Source organism: Cellulophaga algicola DSM 14237 (genome assembly GCF_000186265.1).
GTDB classification, from domain to species: domain Bacteria; phylum Bacteroidota; class Bacteroidia; order Flavobacteriales; family Flavobacteriaceae; genus Cellulophaga; species Cellulophaga algicola.
Window position 1 is genome coordinate 2630488 of sequence record NC_014934.1, and the last position, 21617, is coordinate 2652104.

Annotated in this window: 23 protein-coding genes; 10 read left to right on the plus strand and 13 right to left on the minus strand. The window is 33.0% G+C overall.

The window, feature by feature from the left end:
* Window positions 1-133: 133 nt before the first annotated feature.
* The gene (gene murB / locus CELAL_RS11470) at window positions 134-1147 is read right to left on the minus strand and encodes a UDP-N-acetylmuramate dehydrogenase (protein WP_013551076.1); all 1014 of its coding nucleotides are present in this window, start codon (window positions 1145-1147) and stop codon (window positions 134-136) included.
* The gene (locus CELAL_RS11475; protein WP_013551077.1) at window positions 1137-2336 is read right to left on the minus strand and encodes a pyridoxal phosphate-dependent aminotransferase; all 1200 of its coding nucleotides are present in this window, start codon (window positions 2334-2336) and stop codon (window positions 1137-1139) included. The genes murB and CELAL_RS11475 overlap by 11 nt, the downstream gene beginning before the upstream one ends.
* 149 nt (window positions 2337-2485) lie before the next feature.
* Between CELAL_RS11475 and CELAL_RS11480 the strand changes: the two genes are divergently transcribed.
* Complete coding sequence (locus CELAL_RS11480) at window positions 2486-3829, plus strand: aspartyl protease family protein (protein WP_041558110.1); 1344 nt, start codon at window positions 2486-2488, stop codon at window positions 3827-3829.
* 50 nt (window positions 3830-3879) lie between these two features.
* Here CELAL_RS11480 and CELAL_RS11485 read toward each other — a convergent pair whose 3' ends face one another.
* Window positions 3880-4269: a DUF1573 domain-containing protein gene (locus tag CELAL_RS11485; protein WP_013551079.1), complete on the minus strand. Its 390-nt coding sequence runs from the start codon at window positions 4267-4269 to the stop codon at window positions 3880-3882.
* 181 nt (window positions 4270-4450) lie between these two features.
* On the opposite strand from CELAL_RS11485, the gene CELAL_RS11490 reads away from it, so the two are divergent.
* The 4 genes from CELAL_RS11490 to CELAL_RS11505 all read left to right on the plus strand — a co-directional run bounded on the left by CELAL_RS11490 (window position 4451) and on the right by CELAL_RS11505 (window position 9897).
* On the plus strand, window positions 4451-7081 hold the full coding sequence (locus CELAL_RS11490; protein ID WP_013551080.1) for a valine--tRNA ligase: 2631 nt from the start codon (window positions 4451-4453) through the stop codon (window positions 7079-7081).
* A gap of 19 nt (window positions 7082-7100) precedes the next feature.
* Window positions 7101-7712, plus strand: a complete 612-nt coding sequence (locus CELAL_RS11495) for a fumarylacetoacetate hydrolase family protein (RefSeq protein ID WP_013551081.1) — start codon at window positions 7101-7103, stop codon at window positions 7710-7712.
* Window positions 7713-7815: 103 nt separating this feature from the next.
* Window positions 7816-8094 carry a hypothetical protein gene (locus CELAL_RS11500; RefSeq protein WP_013551082.1) on the plus strand — a complete coding sequence of 93 codons (279 nt, stop codon included), beginning with the start codon at window positions 7816-7818 and terminating at the stop codon, window positions 8092-8094.
* A 231-nt stretch (window positions 8095-8325) separates the two neighbouring features.
* On the plus strand, window positions 8326-9897 hold the full coding sequence (locus tag CELAL_RS11505) for an SDR family NAD(P)-dependent oxidoreductase (protein ID WP_041557709.1): 1572 nt from the start codon (window positions 8326-8328) through the stop codon (window positions 9895-9897).
* On the opposite strand, the gene CELAL_RS11510 is transcribed toward CELAL_RS11505, so the two are convergent.
* The gene (locus CELAL_RS11510) at window positions 9884-10342 is read right to left on the minus strand and encodes a hypothetical protein (RefSeq protein ID WP_013551084.1); all 459 of its coding nucleotides are present in this window, start codon (window positions 10340-10342) and stop codon (window positions 9884-9886) included. The genes CELAL_RS11505 and CELAL_RS11510 overlap by 14 nt on opposite strands.
* Window positions 10343-10561: 219 nt before the next feature.
* Between CELAL_RS11510 and CELAL_RS22610 the strand changes: the two genes are divergently transcribed.
* The 3 genes from CELAL_RS22610 to CELAL_RS11520 are packed head-to-tail and all read left to right on the plus strand — an operon-like array spanning window position 10562 to window position 12537.
* Window positions 10562-11173 carry a hypothetical protein gene (locus CELAL_RS22610; protein WP_245529619.1) on the plus strand — a complete coding sequence of 204 codons (612 nt, stop codon included), beginning with the start codon at window positions 10562-10564 and terminating at the stop codon, window positions 11171-11173.
* Complete coding sequence (locus tag CELAL_RS22615) at window positions 11094-11837, plus strand: sensor histidine kinase (protein WP_245529621.1); 744 nt, start codon at window positions 11094-11096, stop codon at window positions 11835-11837. Before CELAL_RS22610 ends, CELAL_RS22615 begins: the two co-directional genes overlap by 80 nt.
* Window positions 11830-12537: a response regulator transcription factor gene (locus CELAL_RS11520; RefSeq protein ID WP_013551085.1), complete on the plus strand. Its 708-nt coding sequence runs from the start codon at window positions 11830-11832 to the stop codon at window positions 12535-12537. Before CELAL_RS22615 ends, CELAL_RS11520 begins: the two co-directional genes overlap by 8 nt.
* Before the next feature lie 49 nt (window positions 12538-12586).
* Here CELAL_RS11520 and CELAL_RS11525 read toward each other — a convergent pair whose 3' ends face one another.
* The 6 genes from CELAL_RS11525 to rsfS form a co-directional block, all read right to left on the minus strand.
* A complete protein-coding gene (locus tag CELAL_RS11525) occupies window positions 12587-12850 on the minus strand; it encodes an acyl-CoA-binding protein (RefSeq protein ID WP_013551086.1) in 264 nt (87 codons plus the stop codon).
* Window positions 12837-13508 carry a phosphatidylserine decarboxylase family protein gene (locus CELAL_RS11530; protein ID WP_013551087.1) on the minus strand — a complete coding sequence of 224 codons (672 nt, stop codon included), beginning with the start codon at window positions 13506-13508 and terminating at the stop codon, window positions 12837-12839. The genes CELAL_RS11525 and CELAL_RS11530 overlap by 14 nt, the downstream gene beginning before the upstream one ends.
* Entirely contained in the window at window positions 13498-14313 is an 816-nt protein-coding gene (locus CELAL_RS11535) for a phosphatidate cytidylyltransferase (RefSeq protein ID WP_013551088.1), read from the minus strand. Before CELAL_RS11535 ends, CELAL_RS11530 begins: the two co-directional genes overlap by 11 nt.
* 1 nt (window position 14314) lies before the next feature.
* Window positions 14315-14926 carry an LUD domain-containing protein gene (locus tag CELAL_RS11540; protein ID WP_013551089.1) on the minus strand — a complete coding sequence of 204 codons (612 nt, stop codon included), beginning with the start codon at window positions 14924-14926 and terminating at the stop codon, window positions 14315-14317.
* A gap of 83 nt (window positions 14927-15009) precedes the next feature.
* A complete protein-coding gene (gene ftsH, locus CELAL_RS11545) occupies window positions 15010-17010 on the minus strand; it encodes an ATP-dependent zinc metalloprotease FtsH (RefSeq protein ID WP_013551090.1) in 2001 nt (666 codons plus the stop codon).
* A gap of 9 nt (window positions 17011-17019) precedes the next feature.
* Window positions 17020-17394, minus strand: coding sequence for a ribosome silencing factor (gene rsfS, locus CELAL_RS11550; RefSeq protein ID WP_013551091.1), 375 nt, complete (start codon window positions 17392-17394; stop codon window positions 17020-17022).
* A 94-nt stretch (window positions 17395-17488) separates the two neighbouring features.
* On the opposite strand from rsfS, the gene CELAL_RS11555 reads away from it, so the two are divergent.
* Window positions 17489-18220 (plus strand): biotin--[acetyl-CoA-carboxylase] ligase, encoded by a 732-nt coding sequence (locus CELAL_RS11555; protein WP_013551092.1) that lies wholly within the window; start codon window positions 17489-17491, stop codon window positions 18218-18220.
* On the opposite strand, the gene CELAL_RS11560 is transcribed toward CELAL_RS11555, so the two are convergent.
* Both CELAL_RS11560 and pyrE read right to left on the minus strand, forming a co-directional pair.
* On the minus strand, window positions 18217-18609 hold the full coding sequence (locus tag CELAL_RS11560; RefSeq protein ID WP_041557710.1) for an orotate phosphoribosyltransferase: 393 nt from the start codon (window positions 18607-18609) through the stop codon (window positions 18217-18219). The genes CELAL_RS11555 and CELAL_RS11560 overlap by 4 nt on opposite strands.
* A 4-nt stretch (window positions 18610-18613) precedes the next feature.
* Window positions 18614-19255 (minus strand): orotate phosphoribosyltransferase, encoded by a 642-nt coding sequence (gene pyrE / locus CELAL_RS11565; RefSeq protein WP_013551094.1) that lies wholly within the window; start codon window positions 19253-19255, stop codon window positions 18614-18616.
* A gap of 7 nt (window positions 19256-19262) precedes the next feature.
* On the opposite strand from pyrE, the gene CELAL_RS11570 reads away from it, so the two are divergent.
* On the plus strand, window positions 19263-19850 hold the full coding sequence (locus tag CELAL_RS11570) for an NUDIX hydrolase (protein WP_013551095.1): 588 nt from the start codon (window positions 19263-19265) through the stop codon (window positions 19848-19850).
* A 3-nt stretch (window positions 19851-19853) separates the two neighbouring features.
* On the opposite strand, the gene CELAL_RS11575 is transcribed toward CELAL_RS11570, so the two are convergent.
* Window positions 19854-21617, minus strand: a complete 1764-nt coding sequence (locus CELAL_RS11575; protein WP_013551096.1) for a M14 family metallopeptidase — start codon at window positions 21615-21617, stop codon at window positions 19854-19856.

Here is a 21617-nt window from a genome sequence, read left to right on the forward strand (position 1 = left end):
AAAATTTTACAATTGATTGTTACGCAATAAATTTTGAATAATAGAATAAGTTTACGACTGGTTATCGTAAGCTTAATTTTTGGTTAGTTTGGTTTGGTATAACCCTGGTATTTATTACCAGGGTTATTTTTTTTTATATCACATTAACTTCTGGCAAGATACGAATATTGAATTTTGCATAAACAGTATCTATAATTTTGTGCGCCAAATCTACTATTTCTTTTCCGGTTGCTGTGCCATAATTTACTAAAACTAAAGCTTGATTCTTGTGAACACCAGCATCACCGTACCTTTTGCCTTTAAATCCACTTTGTTCAATAAGCCAACCTGCAGGTATTTTGTAGTTTTCTTCTGACAGCTTGTAGAATGGAGCTTCTGGGTGCTTCTCCGAAAAACGAAGAAAATCAATTTTATGGATAATCGGATTTTTGAAAAAACTACCGCTATTTCCTAATTCAGCAGGATCGGGTAATTTACTTTTTCTAATTGCAATTACAGCATTGGATACATCTTTAATGGTGGGTGCTGTAATACCCATGTGCTGTAATTCTTGATCTATAGCACCATAAGAGGTATTTAGCACATGATCTTTCTTAGATAATTTTAAATTTACGGATGTTATAATGTATTTTCCTTTGCCTTCATTTTTAAAAAAAGATTCTCGATACCCAAAGCAACAATCTTCCTTACTGAAGCTTTTAATCTCCTGAGTAGCTATTTCCATTGCTTCACAAGATTCAAACGTATCTTTTAATTCAACACCATAGGCGCCAATATTTTGAATAGGAGATGTTCCTGTGTTACCAGGGATCAAAGACATGTTTTCTAAGCCACCATAATCCTGTTCTAAGGTCCAGAGTACTAGTTGATGCCAGTTTTCGCCTGCCATAACATTAATGACAACTTCGGTGTCAGATTCTGAAACCATTGTAATTCCCTTTAAGTTTAAATACAGGACCAAAGCATCAATATCTTTAGTTAGCAACATATTGCTACCTCCGCTAATAACAAATTTATTAGGATATTCCTCAAGTTTTAAAACTAACTCAAGTTCTTCTATCGTAGTAATTTCACAAAAAAAACGTGCCTTGGCATTAATACCGAACGTATTATACGTTAATAAAGATACATTGTTGTTAATTTTCATTTAAGCTATACTCTTTTAGTGCTTGTTCTAAAATATGGATTGCTTTTTTTAGAATAGTACGTTCTAACACATAGGCAATCCTAATTTGATTTTTTCCCAATCCTTTTGTGGCATAAAAACCAGCAGCAGGAGCTACCATAATAGTTTCGTTGTTTACGTTAAAATGTTCTAACAACCATTGTGCAAAAGTATCAGAATCTTTAATAGGAAGCTCCACAATACAATAAAAAGCTCCTTGAGGCGAGGTTACTTTTACACCGTCTATTTTATTTAGGCCTTCAATAAGGGTGTTTCTACGGATTTCATACTCGGCAATTACTTCATCAAAATACTGTTGTGGAGTGTCTAAAGCAGCTTCACCAGCAATTTGGGCATATGATGGGGGGGAAAGCCGTGCTTGCATAAATTTAAGAATGGTTTTTCTTAAGATTTCATTCTTTGTAATAATGCAGCCTATCCGAGCTCCACACATACTATATCTTTTAGAAACAGAATCAATTACAATTACATGCTCTTCTAAATTCTCTTCTTTTAATGCAGAATAGTGCTGCTTGCCATCGTATACAAATTCACGATAAACTTCATCAACAATAAGGAATAAATCGTTTTTTTTAACTAGGAGAGCTAGTTGTTTAATTTCTTCTTTACTATATAGGTAACCGGTTGGATTATTAGGATTACAAATTAAGATTGCTTTAGTTTTTGGCGTAATAGATTTTTCAAAATCTGCAATACTTGGGAGTGCAAAACCAGTTTCAATTTTTGATACAATTGGTACAACCTTGACTCCGAAAACCACAGAGAAACTATTGTAATTAGCGTAAAAAGGCTCGGGTATAATAATTTCATTATCAGTATCCGCAATACTTCCTATAACAAAAGCAAGGGCTTCAGATGCACCTATGGTTACTAATATGTTTTCTGCACTAACGTCAATACCATGTTTTTGGTAATACAAAGCTAATTTAGATCTATAGCGCTCACTTCCTTCTGTTTTACTATAACTTAAGGTGGTAATCGTGTTATTTTTTACAGCATCTAAGGCTATCTGTGGAGTCTTAATATCTGGTTGCCCTATGTTTAAATGAATTACTTCAATACCTCTTTTTTTGGCGGCATCTGCGAATGGAACCAATTTACGTATTGGAGACTCGGGCATTGATAATCCTTTATTTGATATACTAGGCATTGTTGTTTTTTTTACAAAAGTGAGAAATCAAAACGGACAAAGCAATAGTAAAATTTTTAATATACAAAGTGCTAGGTAATTGTTAATATATTATGCTGTACGTGCTTAAAAGTGTAAATTATAGCTATATAATTATTGAATCATTAAAAATGGAGCATTTTTTTAAATATTTCTTAGTGGTAATTAGTTGTCTTCCGTTATTTTCTTTCGCGCAAAATTTTCAATTAAAAGAAGGGGAGTCTGTCCAGAAAATAAAGTTTCAATTAATTAATAATGTTGTAATTATTCCGATTGAAGTAAATGGTAGTGAACTTTCTTTTATATTAGATACAGGAGTAACTACACCTATTCTCTTCAATTTATCGGGTCAAGACTCTATACAAATTAATGATGTGTCAGAAGTTAAATTAAAGGGCTTGGGAGCAGAAAAATCTATTGTAGCCTTGAGTTCTTCAGGGAATACGTTTAAAATAAAAAACATTAAAAATGTAAAACAAAAGCTTTTTGTTGTCATAGATAAGGATATTAATTTTTCAACCACATTCGGAATACCTGTTCATGGTATTATTGGCTATGATTTATTTAGAGCTTTTGTAATAGATATCAACTATGCTAAGCAAACTATAAAATTCTATGATCCTAAACAGTACACTTCAAAAATTAGTAAGCGACACCAAGTATTACCTCTTGATATTGAAAACAAAAGAGGATATGTAAAGGGAGATGTGTTTTTTAATGACACGATTCAAGTACCTGTAAGATTGTTGGTAGATACAGGGAGTTCTGATGCGATATGGCTTTTTGAAGACAGAGAAAAAGGAATAGATGTTCCGCTTTTAAACTATGATGATTTTCTAGGCAAAGGTCTAAATGGGGATGTTTTTGGAAAAAGAACTAAAGTTAATGGCTTTCGGCTTGGAACAAGTGAATTGCATGGTGCTAAAGTTGCCTTCCCAGAAATGGAAACATTCAATTCTATTCGTGATTTGGGAGACAGAAATGGTAGCATAGGAGGAGAGGCCTTAAGAAGATTTAATATTGTATTTAATTATCCAGAAGAAGAAATAATCCTAAAGCAAAATGCCTATTTTAAAAAACCTTTTAAATATAATATGAGTGGTATTGATTTAATTCATACCGGTATACGGTACGTAGCAGACAAGATTTCTGATGGCAAAGGGGTCGTTTCAAATGGAAAAGAAGGTGCTAACTCATTTGGCGACGTTCAGTTGTTATTTGAGGATGCAACACGGCTAAGTTTAGTTCCTGAAATTGTTATTTCGGCTATACGAATAGGAAGTCCTGCGCATGAAGCAGGATTGCAAAAAGGAGATTTACTGCTTTCTGTTAATGGAAAAAGCGTTCATAGCTATAAAATACAGGAGGTACTTGGGTTCTTGAATGAGCGAGAAGAGAAAAAAATTAAATTAGTCATTGAGCGTGCTAATCGCGATATGCAACTATCATTTGTTCTTAAAAAAAATTTTAAATAAAAAAAGCCTAACACAAAGTGTTAGGCTTAAATTTTATAAGGGTAAAAAAACTATTGAACAACAGTCTCTTTAACTTCTCCTTTTATTTTTAAAACTACAGTAGGAGTGGCAGCGTTTGAAATAACGGTAACCGCTTTTCTAATAGCTCCAACTCTGTTCGTGTCATATTTTACTTGAATTTCACCTGTTTTACCTGGTAAAATAGGATCTTTTGGAGTTTTTGGGATCGTACATCCACAGCTAGAACTTACTTTACTAATAATTAATGGCGCATCTCCTGTATTTGTAAATAAAAATACACGATTTCCGTCTGAACCTTTTTCAATAGTACCGTAATCTACAGTATCTGATTTAAATTCAATTTTTGCAGCTTTGTCCTGTGCGTTTAGGCTAATTCCTAATAGACCAATAAATAAAATTAGTACAATTTTTTTCATCATTTTTAGTTTTGGGTGAGATTCAAATGTAACTATTTTGATATGAACCTCAAAATTCTTTCGTTATCTGATAACGTTACTTATTTTTGTTTCGTATTTCAAGAAGTCTAAAAACTTAATTTTTAACATTTAGAGGGTTCTTCAAGAAGATACATATCATTTAAAACAATAATTATACCAAAATATGGAAATAGCATCAAAATATGAATCTCAGAAAGTAGAAAAACATTGGTATGAATACTGGATGAGTAATGGTTATTTTCATTCTACCCCAGATGAAAGAGAGCCATATACCATTGTAATACCTCCGCCAAATGTAACGGGAGTATTGCATATGGGGCATATGCTTAACAATACTATTCAAGATGTATTGATTAGAAGAGCACGATTAATGGGTAAAAATGCCTGTTGGGTGCCAGGTACAGATCACGCTTCTATCGCTACGGAAGCTAAAGTAGTTGCAAAATTAAAAGAACAAGGTATTGATAAAGCCGATTTAACTCGGGAAGAATTTTTAAAACACGCTTGGGATTGGACCGATGAATATGGTGGGGTTATTTTAGAACAGCTTAAAAAATTAGGATGTTCTTGTGATTGGGATCGAACAAAATTTACCTTAGATGACAACATGTCTGCATCTGTGATTAAAGTTTTTGTAGATTTATTTGAAAAAGGACTTATTTACCGTGGGTTTAGAATGGTAAACTGGGATCCAGAAGCGCAAACAACACTTTCTGATGAAGAAGTAATTCACGAGGAGAAGCAAGGCTTACTTTATTATTTAGAATATCAAATAGAAGGTTCTGATGAAAAAGTGACAATTGCTACCACAAGACCAGAAACTATTTTAGGAGATACCGCTATTTGTATTAACCCTAATGATGAACGATATACACACTTAAAAGGTAAAAAAGCCATTGTTCCTCTAAGTGGTAGAGCTATTCCTATTATCGAAGATGACTATGTTGATATAGAATTTGGAACAGGGTGTTTAAAAGTTACTCCTGCTCATGATATTAATGATAAGGCGCTAGGAGAAAAACATAATTTAGAGGTAATAGATATTTTAAATGCTGATGCCAGTTTAAACCATCATGGATTGCATTACGAGGGTAAAGACCGTTTTGTAGTGCGAAAAGAAATTTCAAAAGAATTAGAAGAAAAAGGCTTTTTAGTAAAAACTGAAACCCACTTAAATAAAGTAGGAACCTCAGAAAGAACAAAAGCAGTAATAGAGCCAAGATTATCAGATCAATGGTTTTTAAAGATGGAAGAACTTGCTGAACCAGCGATAAAAGCCGTTTTAGAAACAGGAGATGTTAAGTTGTTTCCAAAAAAGTTCGAAAATACGTACCGTCATTGGATGGAGAATATTCGGGATTGGAATATTTCTAGGCAGCTTTGGTGGGGACAACAAATACCTGCCTATTATTACGGAGAAGGCGCAGAAGATTTTGTAGTAGCAGAAAGTAAGGATGAAGCGCTTGAAAAAGCAATAGTAAAAACAGGAAATTCTACTTTAAAAATTTCTGATTTAAAACAAGATGAAGATGCCCTAGATACGTGGTTCTCTTCTTGGTTGTGGCCTATAAGTGTTTTTAACGGAATCTTAGAGCCGGAGAATAAAGAGATAGAGTATTATTACCCTACAAATGATTTAGTTACGGGTCCAGATATTTTATTCTTCTGGGTAGCACGTATGATTATTTCAGGTTATGAATACCGTGATAAGCCACCTTTTGAAAATGTTTATTTAACAGGTTTAGTCCGTGATAAGCAAAGAAGGAAAATGTCTAAATCGTTAGGTAATTCTCCTGATGCATTAGGGTTAATTGAAGAATACGGAGCAGATGGTGTACGTGTAGGTTTATTGCTAAGCGCAGCAGCAGGTAATGATCTAATGTTTGATGAATCACTTTGTCAACAAGGAAAAAACTTTGCTAATAAAATTTGGAATGGTTTCCGCTTAGTGCAAGGTTGGGAAGTGGCAGATTTGCCGCAGCCAGAAGCTTCAAAATTAGGGTTAGAATGGTACAATGCTAAATTTAATCAAACGCTCTTAGAAATTGAAGATCATTTTAGTAAGTATCGAATTTCAGATGCTTTAATGGCTATTTACAAACTAGTTTGGGATGATTATAGTTCTTGGTTGCTAGAGATTGTGAAACCAGCATACCAACAGCCAATTGATAAAACAACATTTGATGCGGTTCTAGCAATCTTTGAAAATAATTTAAAATTATTGCATCCATTTATGCCATTCTTAACGGAAGAAATTTGGCAGCATATTGCAGAAAGAACTCCGGAAGAAGCATTGGTCATTGCAAAGTGGCCAGAAGCGAATAAGGTTGATGAAGTATTAATTTCAGGATTTGATTTTGCAGCAGAGGTTATTGCTGGGGTAAGAACTATTAGAAAGCAAAAGAATATTCCGATGAAGGAATATTTAGAGCTTTCTGTTTTAAATGAAGCAGATATTGCAAAAGATTGGGATACTGTTATTACAAAATTGACTAATGTTTCTGAGATTTCTTATGTGTCTGAAGCTGTAGATGGTGCTTTATCTTTTAGAGTAAAAAGCAATGAATATTTTATTCCTATAAGTGGTGCTATTGATGTTGATGCAGAAATTAAAAAGATAGAAGAAGAATTAAAGTATACAAAAGGCTTTTTAATGTCTGTAGAAAAGAAATTGTCTAATGAACGTTTTGTAAGCAATGCACCAGACCAGGTAATTGAAATTGAACGTAAGAAGAAGTCAGATGCAGAAGCAAAAATTGAGACATTACAAAAAAGTCTAGCAAGTTTAAAATAACTAATCCATAGAATATATAATGAAAATAGTAGCGGTAGGGAAAAATTATGTAAATGAGTTGAGTGAAATGCCTTCAGGAAAGGTAGTGCCAATTGTTTTTACTAAACCAGATACCACACTTTTAGAAAACAATGAAGATCTTGTGCTTCCTAGTTTTTCAAATGATGTTTGGTTTGAAGCGGAATTAGCTTTTAGAATTGGAAAAACATGTAAAGGTGCTACAGAAGATAATGCCTTAAGTTTTGTAGATGCGGTAACATTGTCTAATGACTTAACGGCTAAAGATGTGTTGGCAAGTAGTAGAGAAACAAAAGGGCCTTGGGCTTTAGCTAAAGGTTTTGATGGCGCAACACCGATTGCTCCTTTTTATCCAATAGCTGATTTTCCTGATGTTACAAATATTAATTTTTCTTATGAAGTAAATGGTGTAGAAGTGCAGAAAGGAAATAGTTCTCATATGATTACTAATTTGGTAGACTTTGTTGTGTATGTTTCTTCAGTAATGACGCTAAACCCAGGAGATATCTTATTAACTGGAACACCACCAAAAGGGGTAGGAAAAGTTAATTCAGGAGATGTAATGATTGGTTATTTAGAAGGGAAGAAAGTTTTAGAAACTAAGGTGAAATAATAGCGCTTTGTCGTAAAACGGTATGATATATTGGGGTTTATTGTAGTTAATATACTACAATAGTAATAAGAGCGTTAGCTTTTTACCAACCAAATTTTATCATATGGATTTACCACAGCGTCTCGCTTTTTGTAAAAAGTGCGAAAAAAGAACTTTTGACCCTAATTTAGGAATCGTTTGTTCTTTAACTCAAAGAAAGCCTGATTTCATTTCAAATTGTAATGATTTTATCATTGATCCGAAAGAAGCTTCAAAAATAGCGGCAAAATCATATGCGGCTCAGTCTGCTCCTCCAGAAGAATCTGGTTCATTTTCAATTTGGGGTGTTATAGGCCTGATTTTAATAGTAATTAGATTGATTTTCTTTTTTGGAAGACTTTAGTAGCTTTAAAAAAATATAAAACTCCATTTGTATCTAAATAGGTATAAATGGAGTTTTTTTTTGTGGCATAACATGGTATTTTATTTTCTAGTATGCAGCTCTTTTTTTTGCATTAGCTATATTATGTTTTTTTTTAGTGTTCATACTACAGCATTCAGATGTATCTTTTTTTTAAGGTTGTTTGTTTTTAACTGTACATTTGCAGCGTTAAAATCATTGAATAGTAGTTGTATGGATTCTGAAAATGAAAAGGAAATTGGAGCGAAGAAAACTAATTATGTTAGTCTTGAAGAAGTAGATGCCTGTATTTCCATTTTAGATAAGTTGGGAGAAAATGCTTTTCAAATATTAGAGCTTCCTGAAGAGAAACGGGTAGCCTTGCTTAAGGCGGCAGGTCTGTTGTCTAGACCAAATCGTCATGAATTTAAGCAACGCAAGAAAGATGCTGCAAAAGCTGCAAAGCGTAAAATGATTGAGCGCGATAAGCATGCGCGTAAAGAAACAGGAATACGTAGTGCTCGAGAATCTGTAATATTTAAAGCACCAATATTATTAGAAGCTGCTAAGCTTAATGATTTAGAAGGAAAAGAATTAGAATCTCCTCGCAATTGTTATGTTTGTAAAACAGTGTATACAAAACTGCATCATTTTTATGATACCATGTGTCAAGATTGTGGAGATTTTAATTATGCTAAACGCTATCAAACCGCAGACCTTACAGGTCAGGTAGCAATCGTTACAGGGTCTCGTTTAAAAATAGGCTATCATATTACTTTAATTTTATTACGTGCAGGGGCAACTGTTGTAGCTACCACACGTTTCCCAGTAGATTCTGCCTTACGGTTTGCTAAGGAGGACGACTTTTCTAAATGGGGGCATCGCCTTAAAATACACGGATTAGATTTACGTCATATTCCTAGTGTAGAAATCTTCTGTAATTTTATAGAACAACAGTATGATCGTTTAGATATTTTAATTAATAATGCAGCGCAAACGGTTAGAAGGCCAGCAGGTTTTTATCAACATTTGATGAAAAATGAAGAGATGCCAGTTGCAGCTTTGCCCAAAGCAGCAAAAGAAGTATTAGCAGATCATTTATACTGTTTAGATGAGTTGAATGCTTTAGGTAAAAATATTTCTAGTCAAGAAAATGATACCTTACCTGTAAATTGGCATGCTCCTGAGCCTGGAATTGGTATACGTGCTTCGGCTAAATTATCTCAAATACCTTATAGCTTTGATAATTCTTTGGCTACAAAAGAAGTGTTCCCGGAAGGGGAGTTAGATGCTGATTTACAACAAGTAGATTTGCGTAAAACAAATAGTTGGCGCTTGAAACTGGGAGAGATTGAAACTCCTGAAATGATAGAAGTTCAGTTAGTGAATGCAGTAGCACCCTTTGTATTGTGTAATAGGTTGTCTAGGCTTATGCGTCAAGAAAATACAGGTAAAAAACATATTATCAATGTTTCTGCGATGGAAGGTAAGTTTCACCGTTTCTATAAAGAAGATAGGCACCCACATACCAATATGGCAAAAGCAGCTTTAAACATGATGACCCATACTTCTGCATTAGATTTTGCTACAGATGGTGTTTTTATGAATGCTGTTGATACAGGTTGGGTAACCGATGAAGATCCGGCAGAATTATCAAAAAAGAAACAAGAAGTTCACGACTTTCAGCCACCATTAGATATTGTAGATGGAGCAGCGCGAGTATTAGATCCATTAATAGATGGTATTAATACAGGGAAGCATTGGTGTGGTAAATTTTTAAAGGATTATAATCCTATTGATTGGTAGCCATACTCAGTTTTCTTTTCATATTCTCGTTTTTTAGAAGGGTGGCTAATGCCGCAACAATAACTACATTTTTAAAAATGTATTGCCCTAATAATGTAGGAGCAAAGCTTGCATCGCTAAACGTAATTTCAGGAGCTAGAAACAAGGGTGTGAAAGTAAAAAACATGTGAACCAAAGCTAAAATTAAGATGGCTTTTTTGTGAAAGTTAAAAAGTAAACAAGCACCAACAAATGTTTCCCATATAGCAAGGAGCCATATGGAAGTTTTTTCAGGGATGACATTAAATGTAAGACTATTGATGGTTTGTATCGCAAGATCTTCCGCAGGGCTTAGCGATGAAAAAAACTTTAGTATTCCGAAAAAAAGATAGACCAATCCAATTGAAATAGCTAGAAAGTTTAATGCACTGATCTTATCAGCTACATTATTAAAAAAAGATTTCATAGTAGAGATGGTTTGGTTGTGCTAAAATTAAAAGCCAACCATAAAAGAGGTTGGCTTAGTAAAATTGTTTTTTGAAATAAATTAACTCGGTTACTAAGGTAGCTATTATTTGAATATAACAAGATTAACGATAAGTCAAAAAGATTAATGAAAAGTTAATTCGATAAATAATTTAGAAACTAGTCTGTTTAATTTTAGTTTTTACCTTAATTTGTTGTCGTGCTATTTAGAAGAAAACTTTATCTCATTGTATTTGTAATCTCTGTACTTGGTTTATTCGTTGTACAGTATCAATATTTAAAAATCGGATTAAATCTCGCAAAAGTTCAATTTAATAAGAATATGGTGGCTGTCAGTAGCCATATTAAAAATGACCTTAGAACAGAAAATGAACTTACTTTTTTAATTGGTAAATCTATTACTAAAGATGGCTCTTATTTTAGTCTTAGTTTAGATAGTGTTCAGGATGCTTCAAGTCATTTTTTAAATGATTTTTTGAGGGATAGATTAGCGGCTGTCGGAATAACTTCCGATTTCACTTATCAATTAATTTCAAGAGATTCTACCTATTATTTGCACTCTCCTAAACGTTTTAAAAAAGAAGATAATATAGTAGTTTTCCCATTAGAATTGGAAGGGTATTTGCCTAAATTAATAGGAGAAAGTCTTTTTTTTGGAATTACATTTTACGGATATGAATGCCTTTTTCTTATATCAATTAAACGGTCTCACGATTCCAAGCCTTATTTTTATGTTGGCAATTATTCTCGTAGTTGTTTGGGTGTTAAAATCATTTTATTGGCAACGCAAGGTTATCACAACAACCAATGAGTTTATTAATAACCTTACTCATGAGCTAAAAACACCTGTGTTTTCCATTGGTTTAGCTACAAAGTTATTAGAGCAGGAAGATGTAGCGACTCAGAAACCAGTTATTAAGCTTATTAGAGCGCAGGTAGACCGACTAAAGAACCATATTGATAAAGTGTTAGACTTGGCTAGCTTAGAGGGTGGGAAACATGTTTTTACATTGACAACACTAGATTTTTACCCAAATTTGAAAAATATTTGTAGAGAATTTGAAGCAATTACACATTTAGAGGATGTTCACTTTGAATATGATTTAAAAGGGGAACATTATAGGATAAAAGCAGAAGCTTCTCATTTAGAGAATGCTATAATTAATGTTCTTGATAATGCTAAGAAATATTCTGATAATTCTAAAATACTTTTAAATACTACAGTGCGTAATAAGAAGCTTTTAATTTGTATAACAGACAATGGAACAGGTATCGCTCAAAAAGAACAACGATTAATTTTTCAGAAATATTACCGTGTTGTTGATGGTAATTTGCATAAAGTAAAAGGATATGGATTAGGGCTTAGTTATGTAAAGAATGTAGTTAAAAACCATAGGGGTAAAATTTCTTTGGATAGTGAACTAGGAAAAGGAACATCAGTTGTAATTGAATTACCTTTGGTATCTCATGGTTAATACAGGTAAACATTCTATATTATTAGTGGAAGACGATGAATCTCTAGGTTATCTTCTTTCTGAATATTTGAAAATGAAAGGTTTCGAAATAACTAGGGTCAAGTCTGGTTCAGAAGCATTAACAAGTATGGAGTCTTCTATTTTTCAACTTGCTATTTTGGATGTTATGATGCCCGAAATGGATGGCTTTACTTTGGCCTCAAAAATTAAAAGCCATTTTCCTGAGTTACCTTTTATATTTCTAACTGCAAAATCATTAAAGATTGATGTTTTAAAAGGATTTTCGTTAGGTGCTGTAGATTATCTAAAGAAGCCAATAGATGAAGAAGAGCTAGTCGTACGGATTACTATTTTATTGTCACGCTTAGCGCCTAAAGAACTCTTAGATTCTAGATCATTGGCGTCATGTACTATAGGAGCTTATTTTTTTGATGTGATTAATCAGCAATTAAAGTGCCGAGATAGTGTTGTAAAATTAACGAGTAGAGAGACGGAATTGCTTCAACTATTAGTAGAAAACAAGAATCAATTATGTTCTCATAAAGATATTCTTGTCACCATTTGGGGTAAGAATGATTATTTTAATCGCAAAAGCTTAAATGTCTTTATTTCACATTTACGTAAACATTTAAGTCAAGATTCTTCCATAAAAATTGAAAATATCCATAGAAAAGGTTTTGTGTTATTCGTGAATAAGTAGTTGTAAATGCAGAGGTATTTAGAACCTTAATAATGAGATTTTAAGGGGCTCAAAAATCGCCTAAATCTTTTCTTACTAGCGCTATGTATTTTCTCATAGCATCCTTTTTAGATAGATTTTTTGCTTGAAACAAAGCATTTGCTTTGAATGCATTGATAAGCGGAGTACTGCTGCCTGGATTATCAAAATTGTTATTCGCAATTTTATAATAAGCATAGAGCTTAAGCAGGAAATCTGCGGGCATAGGATTTGTGTATTCATTTACAAACGAAACTGCATTTGTAAATTCAGTCTGAAGTTTATCTTTCTTCATCTTTTATTGGTAAGCTAGCTATACAGGTTTTTGCACCAATAACTTTCTGATTAAGTTTTACACTAATGGCTGAATCTAAAGGTAAGAATAAATCTACTCTTGAACCAAATTTTATAAACCCAGCATCCTCTCCTTGGTGAGCACTATCTCCAACCTTTGCGTAATTAACAATACGTTTGGCTAATGCACCAGCGATTTGGCGGTATAATATTTCGCCAAATTTAGGGGTTTTAATGACAATAGTAGTCCTCTCGTTCTCTTCACTTGCCTTTGGGTGCCAAGCAACTAAAAATTTGCCTGGGTGGTATTTTGAGTAGGTGATAGCACCACTCGCAGGATACCGAGTAACATGTACGTTAATAGGCGACATGAATATTGATACTTGAATACGTTTGCCTTTAAAGTATTCTTTTTCTTCCACTTCTTCAATTACGACAACTTTACCATCTACAGGGGCTAAAATTTCATCGAAACTTTTTAAGACTTTACGTTTTGGGTTTCTAAAAAACTGAAGGATTATAATTAAAAAGACTAATGCTGTAATTTGAATAAGCAATTTCAACCAATTAATATCAATATAATAATGAGCTGCAAGAACGATAATGGCAACTAAAAAAAATGAAATTAAAATAAGTTTTTGCCCTTCTTTATGAAACATGGTTGAAAATATTTAAGGTTAGATATGCGAAAGGTGCTGCGAAAATTAAACTATCTAAACGATCTAGCATACCTCCGTGCCCTGGTAAAATGGCTCCACTGTCTTTTACTCCAGCGGCTCTTTTAAATTTTGATTCAATTAAATCTCCTAAACTGCCAGTTACAACTATAACGAATGCTAAGATAAACCATTGTGTAAGGTTGATATTAGTTTCATATTTAGATAAAAAATAGGCAGCTATTAATGCAAATACTAAACCACCGATAGTACCTTCCCATGTTTTTTTAGGAGATACACTAGGAAAGAGTTTATTTTTTCCAAAAGATTTCCCTACTAAGTATGCAAATGAATCATTCACCCAAATGAGTATAAAAATACCCATGATTAGAAATTTCGCAAAATTATTTTGCTGATAAGGTATCATCGTCAAAAAGATACAACCTCCTCCAATGTAAAATAATCCTATTAAAAATTTTTGAATGTTTTTAAACTTTTTCTCTTTAGGTGAAAATAAGTAAAATAAGAGGCCAATGTTTATTGTAATCGTTACAAACATCAAGATATTTATAAATAATCTTGCATTAGAATAATCATTTATAAGATAGATAAAAGCCCACCAAAGAGTTAAGTAAGCAGCAAAAATATGGTATCCTGGTAATTTGGTCATTCGCTTAAACTCGTAGAGACAAGCAAGCCCAAAAGCCATAAATAGAAAGTCAAATGCGTCTGAACTTAAAAATATTGCAGATAGCAATATGACCACGTAAACGATCCCTGTAAGTAATCTTCTGAAAATTTCTCCCATATTATAAATCTTCCAGAAGGATAAGATACAAATTTTTAGAGCTACTCCCGTAAGTTAGGAAATCTTTTTTGTCTTCTGATATAGCCTGAAAGTGTTTGATAGTCGTAATGTTAGTAGGGATGCTGTTTAAGTGTTTTTTCTTAATTTTTTTTAATCCTTCCCCAATAGAATTTACTAATTGACTAGTGGTTGCAAAAACTATAAAGTTTTCTGGCAAATCATTTAATTTCCGGTCTCTTAGTTGGTTGGAACAAATTAGGATAGATCCATTCTGTGCTACCAAATGTTCGCAGGTTGTAAAAAATATTTCGCTTTTGTTCGGATTATCGGTAAAGGTAAGTCCTTCTCGCGTAAATTTTTCTTCTAACGCTGTATCCATCGAAAAAAAATTGGTGTTATTCCAACTGTTTTCTAAGCGAATATTTGCTAAAGCTTCACTAACATCTTGGTCACTATCGCAATAAATAAATTTACCACCATTTTTCTTAAAGTAAATTGTGAATTTTTCATCTATAGGAATGTCTAAATCGGGCATATGCATGCCTCTGGTTTCTTCTTTTTCCATAGAAACCTTTCTTTTGCCACCTCCAAATAGTTTCTCAAAAAAACCCATTCTTATCTTTAAAACTTCTACTACTTATTTAATACAAAAATAACCAGAAGTTTATTAAAATATAACTTCTGGTTAAAATTAATCTATTCTTTTTTGGTATCTGCCTCTTTTGTAGCTTCTACTTCTTTGGCAGCTTCCTGTTCTCTTTCTGCAGCTTCTTCAGCAACATCTTTCTCGAAAGGTCTCTTACCAAATATTTTTTCTAAATCGTCCTTAAAGATAACTTCCTTCTCTAGTAAACGGGTTGCTAGTTCTGTAAGTTTATCTTTATTATTAGATAGAAGTTCAATCGCTCTTTGGTATTGCTCTTCAATTAAGATAGAAATTTCGCGATCTATGGTCTGTGCAGTCTCTTCACTGTAAGGTTTAGAGAAACCGTATGAATCTTGTCCTGAAGAATCATAATATGTTAAGTTACCTATCTTGTCATTAAGTCCGTAAATAGTAACCATAGCTCTTGCTTGTTTAGTTACTTTTTCTAAATCACTTAATGCTCCGGTAGAAATAATATCGAATATTACTTTTTCTGCAGCTCTACCTCCTAAGGTAGCACACATTTCGTCTTTCATTTGATCAGGACGAACGATTGATCTTTCTTCTGGTAGGTACCAAGCCGCCCCTAAGGATTGACCTCTAGGTACAATAGTAACTTTTACTAATGGAGCTGCATGTTCTAGCATCCAACTTACCGTAGCATGGCCAGCTTCGTGGTATGCTATCGTTTCTTTCTCACGTGGAGTAATGATTTTATTTTTCTTTTCTAAACCACCAACAATACGATCTACAGCGTCTAAGAAATCTTGTTTTGTTACCGCTTTCTTTTCTTTACGTGCAGCAATAAGCGCAGCTTCATTACAAACATTGGCAATATCTGCTCCAGAAAAACCAGGAGTTTGTTTTGCTAAAAATTCGGTATCTAATGTTTCAGCAGTTTTAATTGGCTTAAGATGTACTTCAAAAATTTCCTTACGTTCTCTAATGTCTGGTAAATCTACATAGATCTGTCTGTCAAAACGGCCAGCTCTCATTAAAGCTTTATCTAAAACATCTGCTCTGTTCGTAGCGGCTAAAACAATTACATTGGTATTTGTTCCAAAACCATCCATTTCAGTAAGCAATTGGTTTAAGGTGTTTTCGCGTTCATCATTAGAACCCGTCATATTATTTTTACCTCTAGCTCTACCGATAGCATCAATTTCGTCAATAAAAATTATCGCGGGAGACTTCTCTTTTGCTTGTTTGAATAAATCACGTACTCTAGAAGCTCCGACCCCTACGAACATTTCAACAAAATCTGAACCTGATAATGAAAAGAAAGGAACTTTAGCCTCGCCTGCAACCGCTTTTGCTAATAAGGTTTTACCTGTTCCAGGAGGTCCTACAAGAAGTGCTCCTTTTGGTATTTTACCACCTAAAGAGGTGTATTTGTCTGGGTTTCTTAAAAAATCTACAATCTCTTCTACTTCTTCTTTTGCACCTTCTAAGCCAGCAACATCTTTAAAAGATGTTCTTGTATCTGTTTTTTCGTCAAATAATTTGGCTTTAGATTTTCCAATATTAAAAATCTGACCTCCAGCGCCTCCGCCTCCGCCTCCAGACATTCTTCTCATAAGATAAATCCAAATTCCTATAATAAGAATAAAGGGTAATACGCTTAATAGAATGTCAAGAATAACGTTGTTTTCTGTCGTATAATCTATAACAGTATCTAAGTTGTATTCAACTTTAGTGTTCTTAATGTCATTCTCAAAATTTTGAGGATCACCATAATCTAAAACATACTGTGGAGATTCTCCACCAGATAATCCGAATGGCTTTTTTGCAACATCCTTATGAACATCTTTTTCTAACGCTTCTTTGGTTAAGAAAACTTTAGCTTGTCTGGTGTTTGTTACAATTAATATTTTAGAAACATCACCATTTCTTAAATATTCCTGTAATTCTGAGGTAGTCGTTTTTTTCTGACTAGATAAACTAGCGCTATTGAAAAACTGGAATCCAATTAATAATACTGCTATTATTCCATAGATCCACCATGAGCTAAACTTAGGTTTCTTGGGGCCTGTATTGTTTTCTTTTGCCATTTTCTTTTTTTATTTAATACTATTTTCGATCACGGTTACTTTTGCGTCGCCCCAAAGTCCTTCAATATCGTAATATTCGCGTACTTGCTTTTGGAATACGTGTACAACTACATTAACATAATCCATTAAAATCCACTCAGAGTTGTCTGAACCTTCAACGTGCCAAGGTTTGTCTTTTAATTTTTTGCTAACTGTTTTTTGGATTGAACCTACTATCGCATTTACATGCGTGTTTGAAGTACCGTTACAGATTATGAAATAGTCGCAAACCGTATTTTCAATTTCTCTTAGGTCAAGTAAGCTTATGTTATTTCCTTTAACTTCTTCTATTCCCTCTAGAATAAAACTGATGAGCTCATCTACGCTTGTTTGCTTTTTCTGCATTAAAAAAATTTAATTTTCGCAAAGTTATTATTTTTTTGTTTTCTTAGCTATTGTTTTTAGTAATAAGATTTAACTTTTACATAATAGTTAACATATGCAAATTATCAAACTTGATGCCATAGACTCAACAAATCTTTACCTGAAAAAATTGATGTTCAATACTCAGGCTTTAGATTATACGATTGTTGTCGCAGATAAGCAGACAAGTGGGAGAGGTCAAATGGGGACTACTTGGGTTTCTGAGGGTGGTAAAAATCTGACGTTCAGTATTTTGAAAAAATTTAATAATTTAGAAGTTAGTGATCAGTTTGAATTAAATATCTGTATTTCTTTGGCAATTTTTCGCAGTTTAAATGAACTAAAAATACCTGATTTAAAGATTAAATGGCCAAACGACATTTTGTCAGGGAGCAATAAAATTTGTGGTGTTTTAATTGAAAATATACTTTCTGGATCTAAAATTCAGGCTTCGATTATAGGAATTGGTTTAAATGTGAACCAAATTTCATTTAATAATTTGCCAAATGTATCTTCTTTAAAATTAATTACGGGTATTCAATATGATCTGGATGAGTTATTAAAAATAATGGCCAAAAACATTTCAGCTGTTTTTGACCATTATTTTGCCGGTAATCAGCAAAATTTAAAAACTCAGTATTTAGAACATCTTTTTAGAAAAGACAAAGCATCTACTTTTTTAAATAACTCAAATACCATGTTTACAGGAATCATTAGAAATGTAACTAATGAAGGTAAATTATTGGTAGAAGAGGAAGATGAAATCTTTAAACAGTATGACCTAAAAGAGTTGAAGTTATTGTATTAAATTTTTTGTAAATTATCTGATAAAGTGCCAATGAAATTAGTGATAGGATTTTTTATCATCATTGCCATCATTGCGTTAAATTTCCCTTCAAAACTTAAAATTACCTCTGTTTCATTAGCACCTAGTGCCACAATGTTTGCTGTTAATGTAAATGGTAGTTTTTCGCTAGCAGCACCTAAAACAACCTTACTTGTAGGTATAGTTTCTTTACGTTGTAATACAATCTCAGGCATTCCTTTTAATGCAAATAAGAAACGTTCTTCGTTTATTAACTCGAACTTACTTATGTTTTCGGGCATTAATTGTTCAAAATTTTTGATATCGATTAAGAAATCATAAACCTCTTGACTACTTTTTTGGATTGTCTTTTTTGGAGTTTCTAAATGCATAATATTATTGTTGCCATTCTGATGGATTTTTCTTCCACTCAATTAATGTGTTATTTTGATCTTCTTTGATGTACTTTGTTTCTGTTGCTTGTTCTATTAAATGGTCGTAATCACTTAAAGTGTGTAGTTCTAAATTGTGTTTTTCGAAATTTAATTTTGCAACCTCAAAACCATACGTAAATATAGCTAACATTCCTTTTACCTTCGCTCCAGACTCTTCAAGTGCCTTTACAGCGTTTAAGCTGCTTTTTCCTGTACTTATTAAATCTTCAATAACAACCACAGTTTGGTTTTTTTCTAAGGAGCCTTCTATTTGGTTTTGTCTACCGTGAGATTTTGCTTCTGGACGCACATAAATAAATGGGAGCCCTAAATAATCTGCGACTAACATCCCTATTCCAATAGCTCCAGTAGCTACACCAGCAATAACATCTGGCTTGCCATATAGGTGTTCTACCTGCTTAGCAATTTCCTCACGTACATAATTGCGTATGGGAGGATAAGATAAAATTATTCTATTGTCACAATAGATTGGAGATTTCCATCCTGAAGCCCATGAAAAAGGATTTTCAGGATTCAACTTAATTGCATTAATTTGCAACAAAAGTTCTGCTGTCTTTTTAGCGGTGTCTTTATTTAAAACCATATTGCAAATGTATAAAGTTTTTGTTAATGAGTCTCAGTTGATTTTGACAAATAAACTGTCTGATATTGCTAATAATAAATATTTTTTATTGAATCAGAAATCAATAAATGAAGCTATAGCGCTGTTATCTACGGGTAATATCAACATTGCGTATATTTATCATCCAAATGTCGATGAAATATTAAACAAATTTACAGCTAAAATTCCTTTGGTAGTTGCTGCAGGTGGTGTGGTTACTAATAAGGCGGGTAAAGTATTGTTTATTTATAGAAATGATAAATGGGACCTACCAAAAGGTAAATTAGATAAAGGAGAAACTTTAGAGGAATGTGCTGTAAGAGAAGTAGAAGAGGAGACAGGAGTTCAAGGTTTGAAAATTGAAAATATTTTAAAAACAACTTATCATGTTTTTAAAAGAAATGGAAAATACAAACTGAAACAAGTACATTGGTTTGCTATGAATACTTCATATAAAGGTGAGCTTGTTGGTCAATTAGATGAGGGAATTGTAAAAGTAAAATGGAAAGGACCTAAGAAAATAGCTAAGGCCCTTCAAAATTCTTATACTAATATTAAAATTCTTTTTGAAGATTAATAATTATTCAGATACCACTTCAAAATTATTAAACACTCTGTAAACAGGGTATTGGTTGTGTGCTTTTTCGTAATACTCAGATCGTTGGTATATGTATTCTAATTGTGCATACCAATCTTTTGCAAACGCCTCATCAGTAGCCTTTTTTAGTCGAAATGCTTCATCTAATAAGCTATTGGTTTTAAGTAATTCTGCAGCTATGTCTTCAAATACATAAGGAGAGAAACCTTCTTTTTGTTGTAGAATAGGGTCAAAAAAGTTCCAGTTAAAAAAGGAATCTGTAGCAGCAGGCTCTAGTGTTTCTATAAGGTATCGAATTCCTTTTTGCTTTAAAGGAATATAGATGTCACCCTGTTGAAATTGTACTTTTTGGTTGCTCTTAGCTATTTTTGTATCGTAATGAGGATAATGTCCTTCGTAGCTGTTGGTGTATGTTTTGTACTCTTTAATTTTATACGATTCTACTTCTACTACAGTATCTTTTTTAATTCGCGTAAATGCAATTTCATTTTTTGTTAAAAGAGTTATAATCTTAAAATTACTTTTTTTGAGGATATAAGCCTTTGGGATTTTTATACTTTCAGAGCCTTTATAGTAATTATAATATTTTGTAGGTTTTGTAAAGGGTTTATTCTCATTATATTTTAGTCTAGGGAAACCGGTTACTTCGCTTATTAAGGTGTCAGCTTCAAAACCTTTAAAATTTAAGGTGGTTGTTTGTGTAGAATCAATTTCCCATTTTAAAGGATAATATTCTAAATTTTGAACATTTTCTGAATAGTTTTCTCGGAGTTCTTTTATTTTTTGACCATCAGTTTCTGAAATTTCTATCATTTTTCTCATAAGCTCATAGGTCCCTTCAACCCTTTTTTTATAAGGTTTAAGCATGTGGGTTTCGACCATTAAACCCAATGTGTTCCACAGTGAGGTGTAGCCTGTAGAATATCTTGGGTGGTCTATAAATTGAGAGAATCCATTTTCAGGAACAGTATTATGTACATTAACATATGGCGTAATGTCCCATTTGTCTTTAACTAGACTAGCCTCTAATTTAGGCATTAAATTCTTGTTTAAATAATCGCCTAATTCTAAACCAAGTTTATTGTGTTGCGTAAATAAGTGGGTTAGTGTATATTGATAATCTGCACCGTTACTTACGTGATTATCTATAAAAATATCAGGTTTTACTAAATGATAAATAGTTGCAAATGTTTCAGCATTTTTTGTGTCAGACTTTATAAAATCTCTATTTAGATCGTAGTTTCTTGCGTTACCTCTAAAGCCATATTCTTTAGGTCCATTTTGGTTGGCTCTGGTTGTTGCGTTTCTATTTTGTGCTCCGCCAATATTGTAGATTGGGATTGTTGCTATTACGGTGTTTTCTGGAGGGGTAATATTTTCAGTGGCTAAATCCCTAAAGAGAAGCATTGTTGCGTCTATGCCATCGCTTTCACCTGGGTGAATACCGTTGTTTATTAAAAGAATAGTTTTAGACTCTTTTATTTTTTTAAAATTGAAGTCAGCATCTAAATTATACGTCACTAAATGTAATGGAATGCCACTATCCGTTTCGCCAATAGTTTGAATGTTTACTTCAGGAAATTCCTTAGCCAGTTTTATATAAAAATCAATAGTTTCTTGATAGGTAGCTGTTTCCTCGCCGTTAGAAAGCTCAAAATGTGTCTTATAATCAATTGTTTTGTCTTCTTTTTGTGATTCACAGGAGATAATTAGTACTAGAAAAAGAAGGTATGGTAGAAATTTCAT

What these genes read in the sequence shown, in the direction of transcription:
- murB (WP_013551076.1), bottom strand. Translation starts at nt 1,147, where the DNA reads ATGAAAATTAACAACAATGTATCTTTATTAACGTATAATACGTTCGGT.
- CELAL_RS11475 (WP_013551077.1), bottom strand. Translation starts at nt 2,336, where the DNA reads ATGCCTAGTATATCAAATAAAGGATTATCAATGCCCGAGTCTCCAATA.
- CELAL_RS11480 (WP_041558110.1), top strand. Translation starts at nt 2,486, where the DNA reads ATGGAGCATTTTTTTAAATATTTCTTAGTGGTAATTAGTTGTCTTCCG.
- CELAL_RS11485 (WP_013551079.1), bottom strand. Translation starts at nt 4,269, where the DNA reads ATGATGAAAAAAATTGTACTAATTTTATTTATTGGTCTATTAGGAATT.
- CELAL_RS11490 (WP_013551080.1), top strand. Translation starts at nt 4,451, where the DNA reads ATGGAAATAGCATCAAAATATGAATCTCAGAAAGTAGAAAAACATTGG.
- CELAL_RS11495 (WP_013551081.1), top strand. Translation starts at nt 7,101, where the DNA reads ATGAAAATAGTAGCGGTAGGGAAAAATTATGTAAATGAGTTGAGTGAA.
- CELAL_RS11500 (WP_013551082.1), top strand. Translation starts at nt 7,816, where the DNA reads ATGGATTTACCACAGCGTCTCGCTTTTTGTAAAAAGTGCGAAAAAAGA.
- CELAL_RS11505 (WP_041557709.1), top strand. Translation starts at nt 8,326, where the DNA reads ATGGATTCTGAAAATGAAAAGGAAATTGGAGCGAAGAAAACTAATTAT.
- CELAL_RS11510 (WP_013551084.1), bottom strand. Translation starts at nt 10,342, where the DNA reads ATGAAATCTTTTTTTAATAATGTAGCTGATAAGATCAGTGCATTAAAC.
- CELAL_RS22615 (WP_245529621.1), top strand. Translation starts at nt 11,094, where the DNA reads ATGTTGGCAATTATTCTCGTAGTTGTTTGGGTGTTAAAATCATTTTAT.
- CELAL_RS11520 (WP_013551085.1), top strand. Translation starts at nt 11,830, where the DNA reads ATGGTTAATACAGGTAAACATTCTATATTATTAGTGGAAGACGATGAA.
- CELAL_RS11525 (WP_013551086.1), bottom strand. Translation starts at nt 12,850, where the DNA reads ATGAAGAAAGATAAACTTCAGACTGAATTTACAAATGCAGTTTCGTTT.
- CELAL_RS11530 (WP_013551087.1), bottom strand. Translation starts at nt 13,508, where the DNA reads ATGTTTCATAAAGAAGGGCAAAAACTTATTTTAATTTCATTTTTTTTA.
- CELAL_RS11535 (WP_013551088.1), bottom strand. Translation starts at nt 14,313, where the DNA reads ATGGGAGAAATTTTCAGAAGATTACTTACAGGGATCGTTTACGTGGTC.
- CELAL_RS11540 (WP_013551089.1), bottom strand. Translation starts at nt 14,926, where the DNA reads ATGGGTTTTTTTGAGAAACTATTTGGAGGTGGCAAAAGAAAGGTTTCT.
- ftsH (WP_013551090.1), bottom strand. Translation starts at nt 17,010, where the DNA reads ATGGCAAAAGAAAACAATACAGGCCCCAAGAAACCTAAGTTTAGCTCA.
- rsfS (WP_013551091.1), bottom strand. Translation starts at nt 17,394, where the DNA reads ATGCAGAAAAAGCAAACAAGCGTAGATGAGCTCATCAGTTTTATTCTA.
- CELAL_RS11555 (WP_013551092.1), top strand. Translation starts at nt 17,489, where the DNA reads ATGCAAATTATCAAACTTGATGCCATAGACTCAACAAATCTTTACCTG.
- CELAL_RS11560 (WP_041557710.1), bottom strand. Translation starts at nt 18,609, where the DNA reads ATGCATTTAGAAACTCCAAAAAAGACAATCCAAAAAAGTAGTCAAGAG.
- pyrE (WP_013551094.1), bottom strand. Translation starts at nt 19,255, where the DNA reads ATGGTTTTAAATAAAGACACCGCTAAAAAGACAGCAGAACTTTTGTTG.
- CELAL_RS11570 (WP_013551095.1), top strand. Translation starts at nt 19,263, where the DNA reads ATGTATAAAGTTTTTGTTAATGAGTCTCAGTTGATTTTGACAAATAAA.
- CELAL_RS11575 (WP_013551096.1), bottom strand. Translation starts at nt 21,617, where the DNA reads ATGAAATTTCTACCATACCTTCTTTTTCTAGTACTAATTATCTCCTGT.